The organism is Acinetobacter sp. CY17 (genome assembly GCF_059515825.1).
Window position 1 is genome coordinate 62,351 of sequence record NZ_JCAKMX010000002.1, and the last position, 20,763, is coordinate 83,113.

17 protein-coding genes and 1 pseudogene are annotated in these 20,763 nt (G+C 42.8%); 12 read left to right on the top strand and 6 right to left on the bottom strand.

Annotated elements, in window-relative coordinates; genetic code table 11:
• The first annotated feature begins 12 nt into the window (after positions 1-12).
• From tfpB to AC5YCI_RS01800, 4 genes are all read left to right on the top strand, one after another.
• Positions 13-1,770, top strand: a complete 1,758-nt coding sequence (tfpB, locus tag AC5YCI_RS01785; RefSeq protein ID WP_496175135.1) for a type IV pilus assembly ATPase TfpB — start codon at positions 13-15, stop codon at positions 1,768-1,770.
• A 91-nt stretch (positions 1,771-1,861) separates the two neighbouring features.
• Positions 1,862-2,221 carry a NirD/YgiW/YdeI family stress tolerance protein gene (locus AC5YCI_RS01790; protein ID WP_496128317.1) on the top strand — a complete coding sequence of 120 codons (360 nt, stop codon included), beginning with the start codon at positions 1,862-1,864 and terminating at the stop codon, positions 2,219-2,221.
• Positions 2,222-2,300: 79 nt separating this feature from the next.
• The gene (locus tag AC5YCI_RS01795) at positions 2,301-2,963 is read left to right on the top strand and encodes a response regulator transcription factor (RefSeq protein ID WP_496128318.1); all 663 of its coding nucleotides are present in this window, start codon (positions 2,301-2,303) and stop codon (positions 2,961-2,963) included.
• Positions 2,960-4,264: a sensor histidine kinase gene (locus AC5YCI_RS01800; RefSeq protein WP_496128319.1), complete on the top strand. Its 1,305-nt coding sequence runs from the start codon at positions 2,960-2,962 to the stop codon at positions 4,262-4,264. The genes AC5YCI_RS01795 and AC5YCI_RS01800 overlap by 4 nt, the downstream gene beginning before the upstream one ends.
• Positions 4,265-4,329: 65 nt before the next feature.
• Here AC5YCI_RS01800 and hemP read toward each other — a convergent pair whose 3' ends face one another.
• A complete protein-coding gene (gene hemP / locus AC5YCI_RS01805) occupies positions 4,330-4,500 on the bottom strand; it encodes a hemin uptake protein HemP (RefSeq protein WP_496128320.1) in 171 nt (56 codons plus the stop codon).
• A 134-nt stretch (positions 4,501-4,634) separates the two neighbouring features.
• On the opposite strand from hemP, the gene AC5YCI_RS01810 reads away from it, so the two are divergent.
• A complete protein-coding gene (locus AC5YCI_RS01810; RefSeq protein WP_496128321.1) occupies positions 4,635-5,537 on the top strand; it encodes a thiamine phosphate synthase in 903 nt (300 codons plus the stop codon).
• A 23-nt stretch (positions 5,538-5,560) separates the two neighbouring features.
• Here the strand turns inward: AC5YCI_RS01810 and AC5YCI_RS01815 are convergent, their stop codons facing one another.
• On the bottom strand, positions 5,561-5,719 hold the full coding sequence (locus AC5YCI_RS01815) for a hypothetical protein (RefSeq protein WP_496128322.1): 159 nt from the start codon (positions 5,717-5,719) through the stop codon (positions 5,561-5,563).
• Positions 5,720-5,738: 19 nt separating this feature from the next.
• Positions 5,739-8,159, bottom strand: a complete 2,421-nt coding sequence (gene mrcB / locus AC5YCI_RS01820; protein WP_496128323.1) for a penicillin-binding protein 1B — start codon at positions 8,157-8,159, stop codon at positions 5,739-5,741.
• 190 nt (positions 8,160-8,349) lie between these two features.
• On the opposite strand from mrcB, the gene AC5YCI_RS01825 reads away from it, so the two are divergent.
• From AC5YCI_RS01825 to AC5YCI_RS01835, 3 genes and pseudogenes are all read left to right on the top strand, one after another.
• Positions 8,350-9,258, top strand: a complete 909-nt coding sequence (locus AC5YCI_RS01825; RefSeq protein ID WP_496128324.1) for an NAD(+) kinase — start codon at positions 8,350-8,352, stop codon at positions 9,256-9,258.
• Positions 9,258-9,530: a YeaC family protein gene (locus tag AC5YCI_RS01830; RefSeq protein WP_496128325.1), complete on the top strand. Its 273-nt coding sequence runs from the start codon at positions 9,258-9,260 to the stop codon at positions 9,528-9,530. Before AC5YCI_RS01825 ends, AC5YCI_RS01830 begins: the two co-directional genes overlap by 1 nt.
• 100 nt (positions 9,531-9,630) lie before the next feature.
• Positions 9,631-10,739 (top strand): annotated as a pseudogene (locus AC5YCI_RS01835) (alkane 1-monooxygenase).
• Here the strand turns inward: AC5YCI_RS01835 and AC5YCI_RS01840 are convergent.
• Positions 10,736-11,737 (bottom strand): glycosyl transferase family protein, encoded by a 1,002-nt coding sequence (locus AC5YCI_RS01840; protein ID WP_496128326.1) that lies wholly within the window; start codon positions 11,735-11,737, stop codon positions 10,736-10,738. The pseudogene AC5YCI_RS01835 and the gene AC5YCI_RS01840 overlap by 4 nt on opposite strands.
• Positions 11,738-12,168: 431 nt before the next feature.
• Here AC5YCI_RS01840 and AC5YCI_RS01845 point away from each other — a divergent pair, with 431 nt between their 5' ends.
• Positions 12,169-13,512, top strand: coding sequence for a dicarboxylate/amino acid:cation symporter (locus AC5YCI_RS01845; RefSeq protein WP_496128327.1), 1,344 nt, complete (start codon positions 12,169-12,171; stop codon positions 13,510-13,512).
• 40 nt (positions 13,513-13,552) lie between these two features.
• Here AC5YCI_RS01845 and AC5YCI_RS01850 read toward each other — a convergent pair whose 3' ends face one another.
• Positions 13,553-14,050 carry a DJ-1/PfpI family protein gene (locus AC5YCI_RS01850; RefSeq protein ID WP_496128328.1) on the bottom strand — a complete coding sequence of 166 codons (498 nt, stop codon included), beginning with the start codon at positions 14,048-14,050 and terminating at the stop codon, positions 13,553-13,555.
• A gap of 109 nt (positions 14,051-14,159) precedes the next feature.
• Positions 14,160-15,878 carry an AMP-binding protein gene (locus AC5YCI_RS01855; protein WP_496175136.1) on the bottom strand — a complete coding sequence of 573 codons (1,719 nt, stop codon included), beginning with the start codon at positions 15,876-15,878 and terminating at the stop codon, positions 14,160-14,162.
• A 317-nt stretch (positions 15,879-16,195) separates the two neighbouring features.
• On the opposite strand from AC5YCI_RS01855, the gene pheA reads away from it, so the two are divergent.
• The 3 genes from pheA to AC5YCI_RS01870 all read left to right on the top strand — a co-directional run bounded on the left by pheA (position 16,196) and on the right by AC5YCI_RS01870 (position 20,710).
• The gene (gene pheA / locus AC5YCI_RS01860; RefSeq protein ID WP_496128330.1) at positions 16,196-17,305 is read left to right on the top strand and encodes a prephenate dehydratase; all 1,110 of its coding nucleotides are present in this window, start codon (positions 16,196-16,198) and stop codon (positions 17,303-17,305) included.
• A 63-nt stretch (positions 17,306-17,368) separates the two neighbouring features.
• Positions 17,369-18,460, top strand: a complete 1,092-nt coding sequence (hisC, locus tag AC5YCI_RS01865) for a histidinol-phosphate transaminase (protein ID WP_496128331.1) — start codon at positions 17,369-17,371, stop codon at positions 18,458-18,460.
• Positions 18,461-18,463: 3 nt separating this feature from the next.
• Positions 18,464-20,710, top strand: coding sequence for a bifunctional prephenate dehydrogenase/3-phosphoshikimate 1-carboxyvinyltransferase (locus AC5YCI_RS01870; protein WP_496128332.1), 2,247 nt, complete (start codon positions 18,464-18,466; stop codon positions 20,708-20,710).
• Positions 20,711-20,763 lie beyond the last annotated feature (53 nt).

A 20,763-nucleotide genomic window follows, 5' to 3' on the forward strand; every position in this document is an offset into this window, starting at 1 on the left:
GGGGACAAAATAATGCAATTTAATTTTGAAATCGACAGTACCTGGTGTTTAGAACAACTTAAAAATGATGGCTATATTACTGATCGAGAAAAACTTTTAATACAAACCACCCATCGTCAGCGTGAACAGCTGAAATGGCATCCGCTGCAATGGATTGCCAGTTTTAATCTAAAAAATCAGCATGATCTTACCCAAATTTTAAGCTTAAACCTATTAACTGAATGGTTGGCAAAAAAAGCCAACTTTGAAGTTTATGTGATTGATCCATTAAAAGCGGATGTGGCCGCGCTGACTGCGGTGATGTCGCAAGAGTTTGCCTTACGCAATAAAATTTTAGCAGTAGAGGTGCAAGACAAAAAAATATTAATCGCCACCGATCAGCCTTTTGTTACCGATTGGCAGCAGAATTTAGCCCGTAGTCTTGCCCCTAAAACTATTCAGCCTGTGATGCTAAATCCTGAGCATTTACAGCGTTATTTAGTTGAATATTACCAAGTCAGCCGTGCGGTGAGTGGCTCACAAAAGTCAGGTGCCTATGAACGTGAGCATCAAGGGGTAGAAGCCTTATTACAGTTGGGTGATAGCCAAAATCCGGATGCCAATGATCAGCATATTGTCAAATTGGTCGACTGGATTTTACAGTTTGCCTTTGAACAAGGGGCTAGTGATGTGCATTTAGAGCCGCGTAAAGAACAAGGCAAAATTCGTTTTCGTATTGACGGGGTATTACATACCATTTATCACATGCCCGCCAATACCTTAATGGCGGTGATTTCGCGGATTAAAATTTTAGGACGTATGAATGTGGCAGAAAAACGTAAGCCACAAGATGGACGCTTAAAAACCCGGACTCCAAAAGGCCGTGAGACTGAGCTACGTTTATCGACACTTCCCACCGCGTTTGGGGAAAAGCTGGTGATGCGTATTTTTGACCCTGAAGTCTTAGTGCGCTCGTTTACTGAATTAGGCTTTGACGAAAAATTATTACAACAATGGCAAAAGATCAGCCAAAACAGTCATGGCATTATTTTAGTGACGGGGCCAACGGGTTCAGGTAAAACCACCACGCTCTATTCGAGTCTAAAGCAGCTTGCCACTGAGCAAGTTAATGTCTGTACCATTGAAGACCCGATTGAAATGCTTGAGCCAAGCTTTAATCAAATGCAGGTCAATCACGCGATTGATTTGGGCTTTGCCGATGGTATTCGCGCTTTAATGCGGCAAGACCCTGACATTATTATGGTGGGGGAAATTCGCGACCAAGATACTGCCAATATGGCGATTCAGGCTGCCTTAACGGGCCATTTGGTGTTATCAACTTTACATACCAACGATGCACCATCCAGTTTAACCCGTCTACATGATTTAGGCGTGCAGCCGTTTTTAACCTCAGCCACCATTTTAGGCGTATTGGCGCAGCGTTTGGTGCGTCGTTTATGTGCACAGTGTAAACAAGAAACGTTTATTAATGAGCAAGACTGGAAACATTTAACCTTTGGTTATCAATTCCAAATGCCAAATTTTGTTTATAAACCAGTAGGCTGTGAGACGTGTCGTGACACTGGATATAAAGGACGCATTGGCATTTATGAGTTTATGCCGATGAGTTTAGAACTCAAACAAATGCTTGGGCATGAAGCCAGTTTAGAACAACTCAAATTCCAAGTGCAAAAACAAGGTGTGGAACCATTAAGAATTGCAGGGGCACGTAAAGTCATTCAAGGCGAAACCACCTTAGAAGAAGTTTTACGTGTGGTGCCGTTAAGTTAATACATAAATTAACGTATCTTCAGCTTAGCTTCAGCTTGGTTTGTTTTAATGACTTCATCGAAAAGACATCAGCTACATACCGGAGCTTACTATGAATATGATCGCAAAAACTTTAATCGCTGCTAGCGTTGCATTCACTGCTGCTATGGCAACTGCCAATACTACTGTTAATCAACAGGCAATTAGCACACCTGTAATGACGGTGAAACAAGCCTTAGCGGCTAAGGATGATACCAAAGTACAAGTCAAAGGTTATGTGGTTAAAGCCATTGGTGACGAAAAATATCAATTCCGTGATGCAACAGGCAGCATGACCGTTGATATTGACGATGATTTATGGCAGGGCAAGCCGATTGCAGCCAACACCCCTGTGACATTAATTGGTGAAGTGGATGTAGATTATAAGCCAACTAAACGTGTTGAAATTGATGTAGATGCTGTGAAATTCTAAGTCAGTCATTCACTACAAAAAACCACATACCTTGCGATGTGGTTTTTTTGTATAGTAAACAAAAAAACAAGGATCAAGCATGCGCATATTATTGGCAGAAGATGATGCCGCACAGGCTGAAAGCATTAAAACTTGGCTGGAAATGGATGGCTATAACGTCGATTGGGTCGAGCGTGGCGATTATGCCATTTTGGCTTTAGAGCAGCATCAATATGATTGTGTGCTACTTGATCGTGGTTTGCCCAAAGCCACAGGGGATGAGATTTTAATCGCTTTGCGTCGTCATAATGCCCAAACTCCTGTGCTGATGATTACGGCACGTGATACCGTGCAAGATCGTGTTTCAGGCTTAGATTTAGGTGCCAATGATTATTTGGTCAAACCCTTTAGTTTAGAAGAGCTATCAGCACGGATCCGTAGTCAACTGCGCCAACATCAAAGCCAAAAAAGCCATGATTTGTGCTTTGCTGACTTAGTGCTTGACCCCCAAGCCAAGACCCTAACTCAAGCGGGGAAAGTTGTTAATTTAACCGCCAAAGAATTTCAAATTTTACATAAACTGATGCAAAAACCTGAGCATGTAATGACCCGTGAGCAACTTGAAGAATCGATCTATGCGTGGGGCGCTGAAGTGGAAAGTAATGCTGTAGAAGTTTTTATTTCCCAGTTACGCAAAAAAATTGGCAGTCAATACATTAAAACCTTACGGGGTTTAGGCTATCGCATGCAGCAACCCGAATGAAAAACGCTATTTCGCTGCAAAGTCAGCTAATCAAAACCTCAATTTTAAGCTCAATTGTGGCAGGCTTATTGGCGCTTTTGGTGTTTTTAGGCTTATCGATTTATCACACCATGCACATTCATGATGAAATCATGGATGAAGTGGCGGATATGCTGGTTATGCGGGATATTAGCAGCCAAGCAGGCTCTCAGGTGGATGAATTGAGTGAAGAGTTTGCCATTCAATATAGCTTAAAAACCCAAGATTTTACTTTAGTCACATCAGCTGACTTTGCTTTTGAGCAACAACACATAGCACCTGATTATGGTGTTTTTTGGTCAACAGGTAAATTCTGGCGTAGTTATTTGCTCGAAGAAAATGGCATGCAAGCTTATGTTTATCAGCCCATGTCGATTCGGCTTAAAGACTTAGGTGAGCCCTTTGTCTGGTTTTTGGGGATCTTAAGCTTACTGTGGTTACTGCAATGGTTACTGGTGCGTTTCGCGATTCAACGTCAATTTAAAAGCTTGGTATTGTTGTCTAAAAGTATTGGGCAAAAGCACGCCCAAGATTTAAGTCCGATTCAAACACCTCAACCTGAATTTCGTGAGTTACAGCCCATTTTAAAGCAGCTCAATCAATTGCTTGGGCGTTTGGATCAATCTTTACATGCTGAACAACGTTTTACTGCAGATGCCTCGCATGAGCTACGTTCGCCTTTATCGGCGATTCACATGCGGTTGCAGGTATTAAAACGTAAATACCAAGACCATGCCCATTTAGCCCAAGATTTACAACCCATTCAAAATGATGTGGCTCGTAGCACACAAATTTTAGAAAACTTATTGCTCTTGGCCCGTCTTGATCCGAGCCAAGCACAGAGTTTACCTAAACAACCCTGTGATTTAAGAGACATTAGCTTAGAAGTACTAGACGCTTTATTGCCTTTTATTCAAGACAAACAGATTGGGTTAGATCTACAGTTGCATGAACTTTGGATTGAAGGCAATCGCGAGTTATTGTTTACCTGTATTCGTAATTTGCTTGATAACGCCATACGTTATAGTCCTCCTGCAGCTCAGGTACAGCTGGTGATAGATCCACAGCAACGCTGTATTCGAATTATTAATCAAGGTGAACCTATTGCAGCAGAAACATTGGCACGTTTAGGTGAACGTTTTTATCGTGCTTTAGGCAGTAAAAGCCAAGGTTCAGGGTTGGGGATTTCGATTTGTCAAAAAATTGTGAGTTTACATGGTGGCCAGTTAAGTTTTGTACCCGTGCAGACAGGGGGCTTAGTGGCAAGTATTGAATTTAAATAAAAAAAGGCAGAATGCGCTGTATTCTGCCTTGAGTGTCCACGTTTATTGTTATATTGCTCTATTTATTATTTGGTTAAAATCAGACGATTATTACGGGTTAAACGCAAACGGTATTCCTCACCCGCATGCATAATGCGAATTTCTCGACCTAAAGCAAATAAGTTGTTTGAATGCAGCATCGGCAGTGAATGTTGAGATTCAGTATGGCGAGTAAAGAGGCTAAATGGTGCGTTCATGTTGGAATTCTCCGTTTTTTTCGTGGTGTGCTTCAATATTTAAATGATAATCATTATCGAATACTCCTGTCAACGCTTAATTTATAAAAACTACAAAATTGCGTACACTGCAGCAAACGTATAGGAAAAGCTCGATGTCTAAAGCACAACTTAATGTCGCCATTGCAATTTTATTGCAGCAGGGCAATGTCTTGGTGGGTTTTCGTGAAGCACATCAACATCAAGGTAATCAATATGAATTCCCTGGTGGTAAAGTCGAGGCGGGTGAAACAGCGCTTGAGGCATGTCGCCGTGAAGTGTTGGAGGAAGTCGGCCTTGCTATTCAAGCTTGGCATAATTTTGATTTTATTCAGCATGAATATGAGGATTTAATTGTCAATCTGCATATCTTTCACGCCACAGTGCCTGAGGCACTCAATCCTGAAATACAGCAACCTTGGCGTTGGTATACACGTTTGCAATTGCCAGAGTTACAATTTCCAAAAGCCAATCAGCGTTTGATTCAACGTTTAATTTGGCCTGAGAGGATTAAAATCAGTGCGAATTTAGCGGATTTGGCTCAATCTGGTCATCAACAGTTGTTTTATTGGCGCAATGAATTGCCGCTAGAGCAACAACTGCAACTGCTGGCTGAGGTGTCCGTTGAACGTTTAACGCAGATGATTCTGAATGTTGAGTTGTATCAGCATTTGAATTCGATTCAGCAAGCCAATGTAGGTGCGATTCATCTTAAACAGCAGCAATTGCTGGCTGTTCAAGCAGATGATTTGCTTATAGGTCAGCGTTATATCGCCAGTTGCCATGATGAACTCAGTTTACAAGTGGCCCAAAAGATTGGTGTCGATGCGGTTTTGTTAAGTCCAGTGCATGCCACAGCCACCCATCCCGAAGCCGAGGCTTTAGGTTGGGCAGGTTTTGAAGCACTGGCGCAAAACATGCATATTCCGGTGTTTGCGTTAGGTGGGTTAAAAGCTGAAGATTTAGCACAGGCCAAGCGTCATGCTGCTTATGGGGTTGCAGGACAACGCTTTATGTAAAAAAAGCACCTGAGGGTGCTTTTTTATAAGCTTTGGCGAATAATAGGTTCTACATCATACGGAGTGATGATCACCCCGGTAGGGGTGGTATATATTTGGGGCTTGCTGGTTGCTGCAGGAGCTACAGTTGTTGCTACTGGCTGTGAGCTACATGCACACAGCCATGCTACACAACTGCTCATCAAGCTGAGCTTTACCAGTTTATTGATTATAGCTGCCACTGGAGATCACCTCGCGATTGTCGTTATAGCGTCCTTGCTGAATCTCAGATTCACTTTCACGAATCCAATTTTCAATACTGTCTTCAGTTTGTGGAGGCGCACTAGGTTGTGGTGCTTCGGGTTGTTGATATTCATTGCTGCTTGGTTCTGCAGGTACCACTTCATAATGTGCACTGCCACAAGGCGTGGCACGGCGTGGCACTGAATTACGCAGCATAGGAATATGCACTGCATTTTCACAGCCTTGGGCAGAAAGTTTATCGCCTGATGCTGTGTCCATCCAATGCCAAGAGACATTATTGGGTTGGCGTAAATTTACAGGCTGCTGACGAAGCTGTGACATGACATTGCTCCATACGGGTAAGGCGCCGGAAGAACCGGTTAGACCTGTAACTTTGTTATCGTCTAAGCCAAGCCATACTACAGACACATAGTTACCCGAATACCCAGCAAACCATGAATCACGTGTATCATTGGTGGTGCCAGATTTACCAGCTAAATTTAAATTGCTCGGCAGTGTGTTATAGGCAGCACGACCTGTACCAGTACGCATCACTTGTTGTAAGCCATAATTAAGTACATAAGCACTGTCAGGTTTAATGGTTTGCTGTAGATCTAGACCGAAGCGAGTAAGGTTGCGTCCTTGACTATCCACGACATTACGAATCGCTCGAGCAGGGTATTTCACACCACCTGATGCAAAGTTGGAATAGATGCTTAATACTTCCATGGGTGACATATCCACCGCACCTAAGAAAATGGATGGATAAGGCGGAATTGGACTAGTGACACCAAAACGTTTTAAATGATTGCTAAAACTGGCTAAGCCAAATTCTTGGCCTAAACGGACCGCAGACAAGTTATAAGATTGTGAGAGCGCACGTGCCATAGGAACAATGCCATATTCATTGCCGCCATAGTTTTTGGGCGTCCAGGCTTTGCCTTCAGAGCTAATGCTGATGTAGCTGTCCTCAACAGGGCTGGCCCAGTGATAACGCCCAGATTCTAGCGCGGTTAAATAGATCACCGGTTTTAATAACGAGCCAACTTGACGTTTGGCATCTAAAGCGCGGTTAAAACCAGTAAAATCTTGACTTGAACCGACCACAGCCACCAACTCGCCATTGTCAGGGCGTGCTACTAACACTGCACCTTGTAAATTATCTAAACGCGAATTGGCATTTTCTAAACGCTGTACGGATGCTTTAAAGCTTTTTTGGACATTGGTTTGGGCAATTGGGTCAAGGGCGGTAAAAATCCTTACGCCTGTATTGGTTAAATCAGTTTCTTGATATTCGCTACGTAATTGACGACGCACCACATCTAGATAATCTGGGAAACGTGCAGGGCCTAAAGTGGGTTTACTAATCACATTTAATGGACGTGCGACTTCACGTTCATAATCTGCTTGATTTAAATAGCCCATCACCAACATATTGTTGAGTACAATATCGCGGCGTTTTTTCGCTGCTTCTGGATTACGCCAAGGGTTATATAAGGATGGGCCTTGAACCAAACCGACCAAAAATGCTTGTTGGGCAATATTGAGTTCACGTAGCGGTAAACCAAAGTAAAACTGTGCCGCTAAGCCATAACCATTGATTGAATAGTTGCCATTTTGACCTAAATTAACTTCATTTAAATAAGCTTCTAAAATTTCCTCTTTGCTGTAATGCAGCTCAATTAACATCGCCATGAACGCTTCGTTGACTTTACGTTTAAGGGTTTTTTCAGGGCTTAAATAAAAGTTTTTGACCAATTGTTGGGTGAGTGTTGAGCCACCTTGACGCTTACCACCGGTTAGGTTTGACACCACAGCACGCGCCGTGCCACGCACAGATACCCCATAATGATGATAAAAATTACGATCCTCAGTAGCAATTAAGGCATTGATAAGCGGTTTTGGCACATTGGCTAATTTAATCAGCACACGGTCTTCATTATGCTGCGGATAAATACCGCCAATCAGCATGGGTTCTAATTGGGCAATGCCATTGGCCGTCGGTTTGGTGGCGCTGACCTGAGCAATTTGGTTGCCTTCAAAATTGACCTTTAAAATTTGTTCAGGTTCAACATGATCGCCAAAGTCGAAACCACGGGTATGCACATATAAAGTATTGCCAGTACTGACATAGTGTCCCGTCTTATTATAACCATCAGAGTTTTTATAGCCCAGCAATTCAAGTTCTTGAATAAACTCAGCTTGGCTCACTGGGGCATTGTTATAGATTTGTAGCGGACGGGCAAAGACCTTGGCTGGAATATCCCAACGCTGTCCCTCAAACTTGGTTCTGACCACGTTATCCAGACGAATTAAATAGACACTAAAGGCTAAAAATGCGCCAATCACTAAAATACAAAAGAGTAAAGCAATAATGCCTATACCGCGCTCAGACTTCATAACCACATATAACAACCAAGACAATTACGCCAATGATGCGAAGCTTTGCAATAATTTGCAAGAAACAAACTGTGAACGAGCAGCAAGATTGCCCAAAAAAATTGGCTTGATTCAGTGCTTTAAAGTTTTTTTAAAATTAAACGGGTTAATGCTATGATAGCAATCGAATCGTAGCGGAGCGATATCGTCGGTGCACATTTCACATAAGACATTTCGAAACATTGGCTTAATTGGTCGCCCTGATAAATCATCAGTGGTCGAAACTTTATGTCTCATTCATGACCATTTAATGGCACAAGGGCTACACCCCGTATTTGATATCGAAACAGCGCAGTTAGTACCTTACCAAAATACTCAAACCGTCAGTCGTAGTTTATTAGGTGAAGTGGTGGATCTGGTGATTGTGGTCGGTGGTGATGGTTCATTGCTACATGCCGCACGCGCTTTGGTACGGCATAATACGCCTGTGATTGGGGTCAACCGGGGACGTCTGGGGTTTTTAACCGATATTAAACCTACAGAAGTGTTGCATAAGCTCGATCAGGTATTACAAGGTGAATATCAGCGTGACCGGCGCTTTTTACTGGAAATGGAAGTGCGCTCTAAAGGTGAATCCATTTATCAAGCGATTGCTTTAAACGATGTGGTGCTGCACTCAGGTAAATCGGTACACATGATTGATTTTGAACTCAATATTGATGGGCAATATGTGTATCGTCAGCACAGTGATGGTTTGATTGTTTCAACCCCAACGGGATCGACCGCCTATGCGCTCTCTGGGGGTGGCCCGATCTTACATCCAAGTATGGATGCCATTGCTTTGGTGCCGATGCATCCGCATACGTTGTCGTCACGTCCGATTGTGGTGGGGGGCAATAGCGAAATTAAAATCATCATTCGTGAAAACCGTGTCTTACCAATGGTCAGCGCAGATGGTCAACATAGTGTATCCTTAGGTGTAGGCGACAGTTTACATATCCGTAAACATCCCTTTAAACTGAATTTACTGCATCCACCTGGGTATGATTTTTATATGGCATGCCGTACCAAACTTGGGTGGAACCAAGGTTTTGATTCATTGCAACAGCAGGATGAATAATGAATATTGAACAAATGTTGGCGATGCTCAACCCCGAAATTGTCGAGCGTTTACGTACAGCCGTTGAAATTGGTAAATGGCCCAATGGTGTTGCTTTAACGCAAGAGCAACGTGAAACCTGTATGCAAGCGGTCTATGCTTGGGAAATGAAACATCTGCCCGAAACTGAACGTAGCGGTTATATCGACCGTGGCACAAAAGAAGAAGGCGAAGAATGTGATGATGATCATCACAAAAATGAGCCGGAATTTAAACCGATTCGTTTTGTATAAAAAAAGGCACCTTCGGGTGTCTTTTTAATTGCAGGAATACACAATTGTGACGCTATTGAGCATGGCATAATCTGAGGAGAACTTGCTCAGGAGTAGCACAATGTATGCTGATCCAAAACGTAAATTGTGGTTGTTGGGGCTAAGTATTCCTGTGATTGCAACGGGCGCATTAATTGGCTTTGCCAAAGGCCCTAAAGTGCTGCAGAGTGTATTTGCCAGTACTGGCTTAATCACCTTACATGGCCTGATTCCTTTTTTTGACCGTTATTTTGCTGAGGATGATCATCGGATTAATCTTGAGCAACTCAAACAATTACAACATGATCCTTATTATACTCGTGTGGTCGCCGCCTATATTCCGCTGCAATACGCCACCAATTTCGATACTTAGCCACACGAAAAGATACGCGAGTCTTAGACACGCTACTACTGGCGAGTTTGTTGTCTGTGGTCAATGTAGTGGGAATGAGTGTTGCGTATGAGCTTGGGCATAAATCTAAAACCTATAAACATTTGTTAGCGCATATTGTGCTATTACCAAGCGCCTATTCACATTTTAGAATTGAACATAATTATGGCCATCATCGTTTTGTGGCTACGCCCAAAGACCCGGCATCTGCTTATTATGGGGAGTCATTTTGGCGCTTTTTGCCACGTACGGTATGGGGCGGTTTTAAATCTGCGATCAACATCGAAAAAAATCGTTTAGCGCGTAAACATTTAAGCTTTTGGCATCCTCATAATGAACTTTTACAAGCTTGGACAGCAGGGCTGATTTTTCATGCGGGTATGTTGAAAATCTTTGGAAAAAAATGGCTGCTATTACAAAGCGCGCAAGTGGCGTATAGCATTACCTTATTAGAAGCGGTCAATTATATGGAGCATTATGGCTTAAAAAGGCAACGCTTAAATACAGGGCGGTATGAAGCCGTCACAGCGCAACACAGTTGGAACCATAATAGCTTATGCAGCAATGTCTTGTTTTATCATTTACAACGGCATAGTGATCATCATGCGCATCCGACTAAACCATTCCATTTACTTGAGAGTGACCCAACAGCACCGCTACTCCCCAAAGGTTACGGTGCCTTGTTTGGCGATGTATTTATACCAAAGCGTTGGTTTAGATTAATGCATCCACGAATTTTACAGCATTATCAGGGTGATCTAAGTCGTATGCATCAGTATGCAGATCAGCTTCAGTCTTAAACCTCAAGGCGTGTTTGCCACAGCTCACGCGATTTTTGCATGGCTGCAGGGTATGAGTCACACACGCCCATGGTATAGAGGGCAATACCCATGGTTTCAGGCACGGCAATGTCGCCATAAGCATGTGACTGTTTGCCTTCCCATACTGCTTTAAAAATACTTAAATCGAGTTCTTCTTCACTTGGACTACGATTTTCAGTCAGTTTAGGTAATTCATGTTCATACATCACGCCATCTTGAATACCACAAATTAAGGTTTTGGCATCTGGATTACGTTCAAACTCGCCGCCTTCGCCTTTAATCACGGCACTGTTTTGATAGCCTAACTTAAAAGCCGCTTGTTGATGTGAAGTGCGATAAGCCGGATGGAAAATCGCTTGCATAGTGGCTTTGGCATTAAATGGATTAATCAGACGCGCTAAGGTATGAATCGGTGAGCGTAAACCCATGACATTTCGTAAACCAATCAAATCACTTAAAATTGGCGAGATTGCATGTAACGGTAAATAGGCAAAGTGATGCTGTTGAAGCTGCTGTTCAACGTCATGATCTGATTGGCAAATTGGATAGCCTAAGTATTGTAAGACTTGCTCAGTATAAAGGCGGTTAATCGTATGCCCTGAAGCGCCGTGCATCACCACTTTATAGCCATGCTTAGCTAAAGTCAGCGCGGCAAGTAAAAACCACGGATAATGCTTACGTTTACCGGCATAAGATGACCAGTCTAAATCGACGTCTAAGGCTTTAAATTGCAGTTGATCGCGGGTGGCTTGTACAAAGCCTGCTAATTCATCGACAGATTCTTCTTTGACCCGCAGCAACATTAAAAATGCACCGAGCTGCACATCCAACACTTCATCTTTTAAAATCATCGAAAATGCTTGATAGGCTTCGTCATAGCTTAACGAGCGCGCCCCATTTTTGCCTTTGCCCACAATACGAACAAATTGGGCAAATGGATGTTCAAAATCTTGATAAATATTACGTTTATTGTTCATAAAGTGCATCAAAGTGAATAAAGGCTCATGGCCCTATTGTGCATGAGAGTATGTAGCGAGAAAAGAGCTAAGGCTGAAACTATAGTTACAGCAACTAGACTAAGGTCTAAGGATGGTTGGGTGAAATGTAAGCTATGGCAGCCAAAATATGCTCAAAACTCAGCTAAAATGGGGCGTTTTTTATATTATTTGATTAATTTTTAGTTATCTCCTGTTCTGAATAGATGCATTTTAAATAAATTCATCTTTTTTGATACTTTTAAAGTATTGCTTAGATCTTCTAAATCATCAGGTTTTTTTATTGGGGTATTGCAACAGCAATACCCATTTTCCGTTGGGTATTCCCAGAGGGCTAAGGGCTGTGTATTCGAGAGAATAGACAAATATTGGGTATTTCTTGAAGTTTAAGAAATATAGAAAGAAGTAACACTATGGCTAAAAAACCAATCTATAAATCTCTATATTTTCAGGTGATTATTGCTATTATTGCGGGTATTTTGGTCGGGCATTTCTCACCAAGCGGCACGCAAATCATCAATGGTGTAGAGCAGTATGTACCGGGTTTTGGTGAACAACTGAAACCTTTAGGTGATGGTTTTATTCGTTTGATTAAAATGATCATCGCTCCGGTAATTTTCTGTACAGTGGTCAGTGGCATCGCTGGTATGGAAAATATGAAGTCAGTGGGTAAAACCGGTGGCGTCGCACTTTTGTATTTTGAAATTGTTTCAACAATCGCGCTTGTGATTGGTCTGGTAGTGATTAACATCTGGAAACCAGGTGTTGGCATGAACGTAGACCCTGCATCTTTAGATACAGCAGGCATCTCAAAATATGTCGCAAGTGGTGAATCGCAATCTACGATTGACTTCTTTATGAACATTATTCCAAACACGGTGGTGGGGGCATTTGCAGAGGGTGAAATCCTGCAAGTGTTACTGTTTGCCATTATGTTTGGTTTTGCGCTGCATCAGTTGGGCGCTAAAGGTAAACCGGTTTTACAGTTTATTGATCAAATTTCACATGTGTTCTTTAACATTGTAAATATGGTGATGAAGCTTGCACCAATTGGTGCATTTGGTGCGATGGCATTTACCATTGGTAAATATGGCATTGGTACACTGGCGCAATTGGCACAGTTAATCATCTGTTTTTACATTACTTGTGTCATGTTTATCTTTATTATTTTGGGTGCAATTGCGCGTATTGGTGGCTTTAGCATCATGCGAATGATTCGCTTAATTCGTGAAGAGTTGTTAATTGTATTAGGTACCTCGTCGTCTGAATCGGTATTACCACGAATGTTGAAAAAATTGGAACTGGCAGGCTGTGAAAAATCAGTTGTCGGTTTGGTCATTCCAACAGGTTATTCCTTTAACTTAGATGGTACTTCGATTTACTTAACCATGGCAGCCATCTTCATTGCACAAGCCACCAATACACCACTGGACCTTTCCCACCAAATTACCTTACTGCTTGTACTGTTAATTTCGTCTAAAGGCGCAGCAGGTGTGACGGGTTCAGGTTTTATTGTGATGGCGGCAACACTTTCTGCGGTAGGACATATTCCTGTGGCTGGTTTGGCCTTAATTTTAGGGATCGACCGCTTCATGTCTGAGGCACGTGCTTTAACTAACTTAATTGGTAATTCATTGGCAACCATTATGGTTGCAAAATGGGTAGGTCAATTAGATAAAGAGCGTTTGGACTATGCTTTAGCACATCCAGATGTGATTGATGCGCAAATGGCAGAAGAGAGTAAAGCCAACGCTTAACGCTAGAGTTATTTAAAAGGGTGGCTGAGGCTGCCCTTTTTTATGCGCGTAATACATGTAAGGTTTCTTGTAAAAAGGCAGCTAAGTCTTCGTGGCTGCGACTTGAAATATACAGATTATGGTCATTGACCACTGCTTGGTCTAAATACACGGCGCCTGCAGCCTTTAAAGAGGCTTGCCCACTTCTGGCTGCGGTTAAACGGCGTCCATAAGCCACTTTAGCAGCAATGAGAAGTTCGGTTGCCTGACTAAAACTAAAAATGGGCTTATGTGCATTGGCCACCCGCTGTACAAAATCACTGACCCAAGGATGCTGTTCTAAGGCAAACAACATTAAACCATCAATGCCCAGCAGACAAACATCTGGTAAATGCTGCTGTAATTGAACTGGTGTTTGTTTTTCCCCATAAATCACATCTTCTAAGCAAGGACTAATATGAATCAGATGATGGCCGGCAAATTGTAAGGTATCAGCTGCCGCCAAATATTCAGCGTCACTAAAATTAGGACCGAGCAAGAGCGCAATATTTTTAGACATGAGACCATCCCTTGTGTGTCAGAGTCGTTTGTGTTTTAGCCTAACTAAAAACCCCTGCATGATGCAGGGGAGTTTTGTGGTCAAATCATAATCTAAGGTAAATGCGATGCTAGGCAGAATGTGACTGCTGTTCAAGTATGCGTAGCTCAGCACGTAAGATTTTACCTACTGTGGATTTAGGTAGATCTGCCAAAAACTCAATGTGTTTAGGCACTTTATAGGCGGTTAGATGTTGACGACAGTGGGTAAGGATCTCGTGACTTGATACAGGCTTATGTGTGGCAATAAACGCTTTGACCGCTTCACCGGTATTTTCATCGCTAACGGCCATCACTGCTGCTTCACGAATATCAGGATGCTGCATGAGTACCGCTTCAACTTCATTAGGATACACATTAAAACCTGAGACCAATACCATATCTTTTTTACGATCTAAGATATAACAAAAGCCCTCAGCATCAATTTTGGCAATATCACCAGTATGCAGCCAACCATCTATAAAAGTCTCTTGGGTCTCTGTATCGCGATTTAAATAAGCCTGCACGATATGTGGCCCTTGTACACAAAGCTCACCGGCTTGATCAATCCCTAACTCTTGACCTTGATCATCAATAATTTTGATATTTGAACCTTGAAATGGAAAACCAATTGAACCACGGCGGATTGAATCAAGCGGCGGATGCAATAGCGCCGCACAACTGGTTTCGGTCATGCCATAACCTTCCAAAATTGGACCCACAATGTTTGTCCAGCGTTCGGCAGTACTTGGGCGTAAGGCTGTACCACCGGCAATGGCGCAGTTTAACTGCGGTGGATTTTGCACAAACCAATCTTCTGCCAATAAACCTGCATATAAAGTATCTACACCGGTCAGCCACGTAATGTCAAATTGTTCAAAGGCAGGTTTTAAGTTGTGCATGGGGCGCGGTGATGGAATAAGAACATTATGTCCGCCACCTTTAACAAAACTTAAGAAGTTTACGGTAAAGGCAAAAATATGATACAGCGGAATCGCGGTTAAAATACATTGCTGTGGGTTGATTGGTGTCTGATAAGCCTCTAGATATTGCGCCATCATTGCAATGAGATGAATCAGATTACTGTGGCAAATAATTGCGCCTTTACTACGACCTGTAGTACCCCCAGTATATTGATAAACTGCAGTCTGATGCTGCTGGGCTTGATAGGGTAAGTGTGTAGCACCTTGCGCAAGCGCCTGTGCAAAAGTCGTAAAAGGGATGCTGGCACTGGTGCTGCGCTGTTGTTGTTGCGCTTCTTGGTGAAAGTGTTGCGCCAATTGTTGTTGAATCGGTGCAGGGAAAAATTCACTTAAACTTGCGGTTAACAGTTTTAACTCAGCCAATTTCGGTTGTTGCTGCAGCACCTTCTCAAAGGTGTTTAAGAAGAGATCTGAAACAATTAAGGCTTTGGCTTGAGTATCAGTTAACTGGTATTCCAACTCGCGTGCAGTATACAGTGGATTAATATTGCTAATAATCACACCAATTTTCCAACAGGCAAACACCGCAATGGGGTAATGCAGACTATTAGGCAGTTGTATACCGACTACATCGCCGGGTTGCAGCTGCCAAGTATGTTGTAGGAAATTGGCCAGTTGATTGGCAAAATCCTCAATTTGCTGATAAGTCAGAGTTTGGCTCAAGCCATTTGGCAAGCTTAAACTAAAAGCAGGCTGGTTTGAGTATTGCGCAACTGCTTGATCTAAAAGCGCAGTTAAATGCTGAGCTAAGGGTTGCTCACCGAAAGGATGCTCAAGCAATTGCTTTGGGAAGTGCTGTTGCCACGGTTGCAGTGTTGAAATGCTCATTTAAATCATCCTTGATTGTTATTATTGGCTGTAGCGCTTTAATGTGCATAAAAAGTGTAGGCTTGCCTAGTTGAAAAAATGCCAAAAACCAAGGCAAATTTGCCAAGTTTAAGGCGAGCAAAAGCCAAGCTCAAACTAATGGTTATGAGTGCTTAAAAAATAAGAAATAGGTTGGCAGAAGACCTTTGAACAATTGAGCTTATTTTAACCAACTGTCTGTTTTTAAGACTGAATCCATTAAAGTTGTATTGCGCAAGATTTCAAAGCTCTCTATTGTTATACTGTTTGCATCACATTTCCTGAAGGGCGACATAACAATGGTCAACGACGATCAAAACACAACGACTTCTCTTGATTTAGCTAAAATTCGTGAAGATATCGACTCTGTAGATCAACAGATCCAACAACTGATTAGCCGCCGTGCACGTTTAGCTGAAGCTGTTGCCAAAGCCAAATTCGCGCAAGAAGAGAATCCATTGTTTTACCGCCCGGAACGTGAAGCACAAGTTTTACGCAATGTCATGGATCGTAATGATGGCCCGTTGTCTGATGCCACCATGGCGCGTTTGTTCCGTGAAATTATGTCGGCATGTTTAGCGCTCGAAGCGCCACAAAGTATTGCCTTTTTAGGGCCTGTGGGTACGTATACCCATTCGGCAGTACTCAAGCATTTTGGTCAAGATGCGGTAGTACGTCCATTACCTACCATTGATGAAGTGTTCCGTGAAGTCGAAGCGGGTAGCGCACATTATGGTTTAGTGCCAGTTGAAAACTCATCAGAAGGTGTGGTGAATCATACTTTAGATTGTTTTAAAGCCTCACATTTAAATGTGATTGGTGAGGTCGAACTGCGTATTCATCATCAATTTTTGATTTCTGAAAACACCCGTAAAGACAGCATTAAACAAATTTATGCGCATCAACAAACCCTTGCGCAGTGCCGTGGTTGGTTAGATGCGCATTATCCGGGTGTAGAGCGTGTTGCTTTAAGTTCAAATGCAGAAGCAGCACGTCGTATTCGTAATGAATGGCATTCAGCAGCGATTGCATCTGAAATTGCAGCCAATATTTATGACTTAGAAATTTTACATAGCAATATTGAAGATAACCCTGAAAACACCACACGTTTCTTGGTGATTGGTCGTGAAAAAGTGCCACAAAGCGGCAATGACAAGACTTCATTACTGATTTCAGCACATGACCGCGCCGGTGCTTTACTTGAAATTTTAGCGCCATTTGCCAAACACAATATTAGTTTGACCAGTATTGAAACGCGTCCAGCTTTACCAGAGAAGTGGGCTTATGTGTTCTTTATTGATTTAGAAGGTCACATTGAGCAAGAACAGGTTAAAGCGGCGATTGAAGAAATTCGTCCTTTAGTCAAAGAAGTACGTGTGCTTGGTTCATACCCAATCGCTGTGCTATAAGTTTTAAGCCGAGCAGCGCAACTGCTGTTGCTCGGTATAATTGTCTCCATCGGGAAGTAGAATATGACCTTTGTGCCAGCCAATGACGGCATTGCAAAATTAAAGCCTTATCAACCAGGTAAACCTATGAGCGAGTTAGAGCGTGAATTAGGTTTAACGGATATTGTAAAATTGGCATCTAATGAAAACCCTCTCGGTTGTTCAGAGAAAGTCAAACAAGCCGTCGCAGCAGAGTTGGCAGAAATTGGTCGTTATCCTGATGGTGGTGGTTTTATTTTAAAAGACCAAGTGGCAGCACAGTTTAATGTGCAACATGAACAAATTACTTTAGGTAATGGTTCAAACGATCTATTAGAAATGTTTGCCCGTGCCTTTGTGTCAGAAAAAGATTCTGTGGTGTATAGCCAACACGCATTTGCTGTGTACGCTTTAGTGACCCAAGCCATTAATGCTGAGGCCATTGAAGTGCCTGCCAAAGGTTTTGCCCATGACTTAGATGCCATGGCCAAAGCAGTACAAGACAACACCAAGTTAATCTTTATTGCTAATCCAAATAACCCAACTGGGACTTGGTTTGAAGAAGCTGAATTTGAAAGCTTTATGCAGCAAGTGCCAAGCCATGTGATTGTGGTGTTAGACGAAGCGTATGTGGAATATTTCCCAGAAAACTTCAACAGCTTAAAATTCTTAAGCCAATATCCAAATTTAATTATTAGCCGTACTTTATCTAAATGCTATGGTTTAGCGGCATTACGGGTGGGTTTTGCTTTAGCTTCTGCTGAAGTGACAGATTTCTTAAACCGTATTCGTCAGCCATTTAACGTGAACCATTTAGCCATGGTAGCAGCCGTTGCCGCATTAAGAGACGAAGACTTTATTGAAAAATCGCGTATTTCCAATAAAGCTGGTATGGCGCAGTTAGAAGCTGGTTTTCAAGCTTTGGGCTTAAACTATGTGCCATCACGTGCCAACTTCTTATTGGTGGATGTACAAGCAGACCCTGCGGCCACGTTTAATGCTTTACTTAAAGAAGGTGTGATTGTGCGTCCTGTAGGGATTGCCAACCATTTACGTGTATCGATTGGAACCGAAGCTGAAAATGCTAAATTCTTAAGCGCATTGGCGAAAGTTCTGTCTTTAGAGGCAACAGCATAACTAATGTCACAGCTACAGTTTGAAAAAGTTGCTTTTATTGGTTTAGGTCTGATTGGTTCAAGTTTAGCCCGCGTGATGGTGGCAGAAAACTTAGCCAAACAGATTGTGGCCTCCACCCGTTCTGAGAAAACCTTAAGCGATGCCAAAGCTTTAGGTTTAATTTGTGCGGGTTATGATAACCCGATTGATGCGGTGCAAGGTGCGGATTTAGTGGTACTGGCTTTACCCGTGCGCGCGACCCAAAAAGTCCTTGAGCTGATCAAACCACATTTAATGGCCAACACCATTATTACCGATGTCGGCAGTACCAAAGGCAATGTCGTTGAGGCAGCTAAAGCGGTGTATGGTGAAGACTTACCAGCAGGTTTTGTACCGGGGCATCCGATTGCTGGTGCCGAGCATACGGGTGTGCATGCAGGTAAAGTGGATTTATTTGCCAATCACAAAGTAATTTTGACCCCACTGCCGACAAGTAGCACATGGGCAGTCGAGCGACTGATTCAACTGTGGCAAGCTGCTCATGCAGAAGTGATTTGTATGGATGTGGCCAAACATGATGAAGTGTTGGCACATACCAGTCATTTGCCGCATTTAATGGCCTTTAACTTGGTTGAACAACTGGCCAACCGAGAAGATAACTTAGATATTTTCCGTTATGCCGCAGGCGGTTTTCGTGATTTCTCACGTATTGCTGCCAGTGATCCACAAATGTGGCATGACATCTTTTTCGCCAATAAAACCGCGATCTTAAAAGCTGTAGATGGTTTTGAACAACAATTGGCGGTGATTCGCAAACTGATTGAAGATGAAAATTCACAACAATTGATGGGCTTATTGGGCCATGCTCAAGCGGCGCGTCAGCACTTTAATCATATGCTTGCTCAAAAACCTTTGCTGGAGAACACACAAGTGACACAACAATTTACAATCCAACCGGGTGCTAAGAATTTCCAAGGTAAATTTACCGTACCAGGTGACAAATCAGTGTCACATCGTTCAATCATGTTTGGTGCGATTGCAGAAGGCACCACGCATGTCACAGGTTTTTTAGAAGGTGAAGATGCGCTGGCTACCTTGCAAGCTTTCCGTGATATGGGTGTCTCGATTGAAGGCCCTAAAAATGGTGAAGTGACCATTCATGGTGTGGGCATGCATGGCCTAAAAGCACCAAAATCTGCGCTGTATATGGGCAACTCAGGCACCTCTATGCGTTTGCTTTCAGGCATGTTGTCTGCGCAACAATTTGATTCAGTCATGACCGGTGATGCATCACTGTCTAAACGACCAATGGAGCGCATTGCTCAGCCATTACGTTTAATGGGTGCACAAATTCAAAGCACAGGTGAGCGTGGTACACCGCCGATTTCAATTACCGGTGGTCAAGCTTTACAAGGCGTACATTACGACTTACCCATGGCCTCTGCGCAAGTGAAATCAGGGATTTTATTGGCAGGTCTTTGGGCGGCAGGTGAAACCTCTGTCACTGAACCTGAGCCGACCCGTGATCATACTGAGCGTATGTTACGTGCCTTTGGTTATGAGGTAAAAACCGAAGGTAATCGTATTTCCTTGCAAGGCGGTGGCAAATTGGTGGGTACTCATATTCAAGTGCCTTCTGATATTTCTTCAGCAGCCTTCTTTATGGTGGGCGCTGCGATTACACAAGGTTCAGATATTACTTTAGAAGCTGTGGGTATTAACCCAACGCGTACTGGGATTATCGAAATTTTAAAACAGATGGGTGCTGATCTTACCGTACACAATGAGCGTATTGCAGGCGGTGAGCCGATTGCAGACATTCGTATTCAAGGCACACGTACGCTTAAAGGCATTCATATTCCGGAAGATCAAGTGCCATTGGCCATTGATGAGTTCCCAGCGTTATTTATTGCCGCGGCATGTGCAGAAGGTCAAACTGTATTAACCGGTGCTGCTGAATTACGTGTTAAAGAATCAGACCGTATTCAAGTAATGGCAGATGGTCTAACAACCATGGGTATTGACTGCACACCAACTGAAGATGGCATCATCATTGAAGGTAAGGGTAAACAAGGTGAGTGGGGCGCAATCTTCACCGGTGGTGAAATTGAATCACATCATGATCATCGTATTGCCATGAGTTTCTCGATGGCAGGTCTACGTACTTCAGGTGCAATTCAAATTGTAGGTACAGAAACAGTGGCAACCAGTTTCCCAACCTTTACTGAACTGGCTAACACAGCAGGTCTAGCAATTCAAGTGACTGAGTAATTAGTCTAAATTTTGCTCAAAAAATACACAACAGCCAAGTGATTCACTTGGCT

Bases quoted from the DNA above. Each gene is read 5' to 3' on its own strand.
- AC5YCI_RS01800 (WP_496128319.1), top strand. From the start codon at position 2,960: ATGAAAAACGCTATTTCGCTGCAAAGTCAGCTAATCAAAACCTCAATT.
- mrcB (WP_496128323.1), bottom strand. From the start codon at position 8,159: ATGAAGTCTGAGCGCGGTATAGGCATTATTGCTTTACTCTTTTGTATT.
- AC5YCI_RS01845 (WP_496128327.1), top strand. From the start codon at position 12,169: ATGGCTAAAAAACCAATCTATAAATCTCTATATTTTCAGGTGATTATT.
- pheA (WP_496128330.1), top strand. From the start codon at position 16,196: ATGGTCAACGACGATCAAAACACAACGACTTCTCTTGATTTAGCTAAA.
- AC5YCI_RS01810 (WP_496128321.1), top strand. From the start codon at position 4,635: ATGTCTAAAGCACAACTTAATGTCGCCATTGCAATTTTATTGCAGCAG.
- AC5YCI_RS01830 (WP_496128325.1), top strand. From the start codon at position 9,258: ATGAATATTGAACAAATGTTGGCGATGCTCAACCCCGAAATTGTCGAG.
- tfpB (WP_496175135.1), top strand. From the start codon at position 13: ATGCAATTTAATTTTGAAATCGACAGTACCTGGTGTTTAGAACAACTT.
- hemP (WP_496128320.1), bottom strand. From the start codon at position 4,500: ATGAACGCACCATTTAGCCTCTTTACTCGCCATACTGAATCTCAACAT.
- AC5YCI_RS01840 (WP_496128326.1), bottom strand. From the start codon at position 11,737: ATGAACAATAAACGTAATATTTATCAAGATTTTGAACATCCATTTGCC.
- AC5YCI_RS01855 (WP_496175136.1), bottom strand. From the start codon at position 15,878: ATGAGCATTTCAACACTGCAACCGTGGCAACAGCACTTCCCAAAGCAA.
- AC5YCI_RS01795 (WP_496128318.1), top strand. From the start codon at position 2,301: ATGCGCATATTATTGGCAGAAGATGATGCCGCACAGGCTGAAAGCATT.
- AC5YCI_RS01790 (WP_496128317.1), top strand. From the start codon at position 1,862: ATGAATATGATCGCAAAAACTTTAATCGCTGCTAGCGTTGCATTCACT.
- hisC (WP_496128331.1), top strand. From the start codon at position 17,369: ATGACCTTTGTGCCAGCCAATGACGGCATTGCAAAATTAAAGCCTTAT.
- AC5YCI_RS01850 (WP_496128328.1), bottom strand. From the start codon at position 14,050: ATGTCTAAAAATATTGCGCTCTTGCTCGGTCCTAATTTTAGTGACGCT.
- AC5YCI_RS01870 (WP_496128332.1), top strand. From the start codon at position 18,464: ATGTCACAGCTACAGTTTGAAAAAGTTGCTTTTATTGGTTTAGGTCTG.
- AC5YCI_RS01815 (WP_496128322.1), bottom strand. From the start codon at position 5,719: ATGAGCAGTTGTGTAGCATGGCTGTGTGCATGTAGCTCACAGCCAGTA.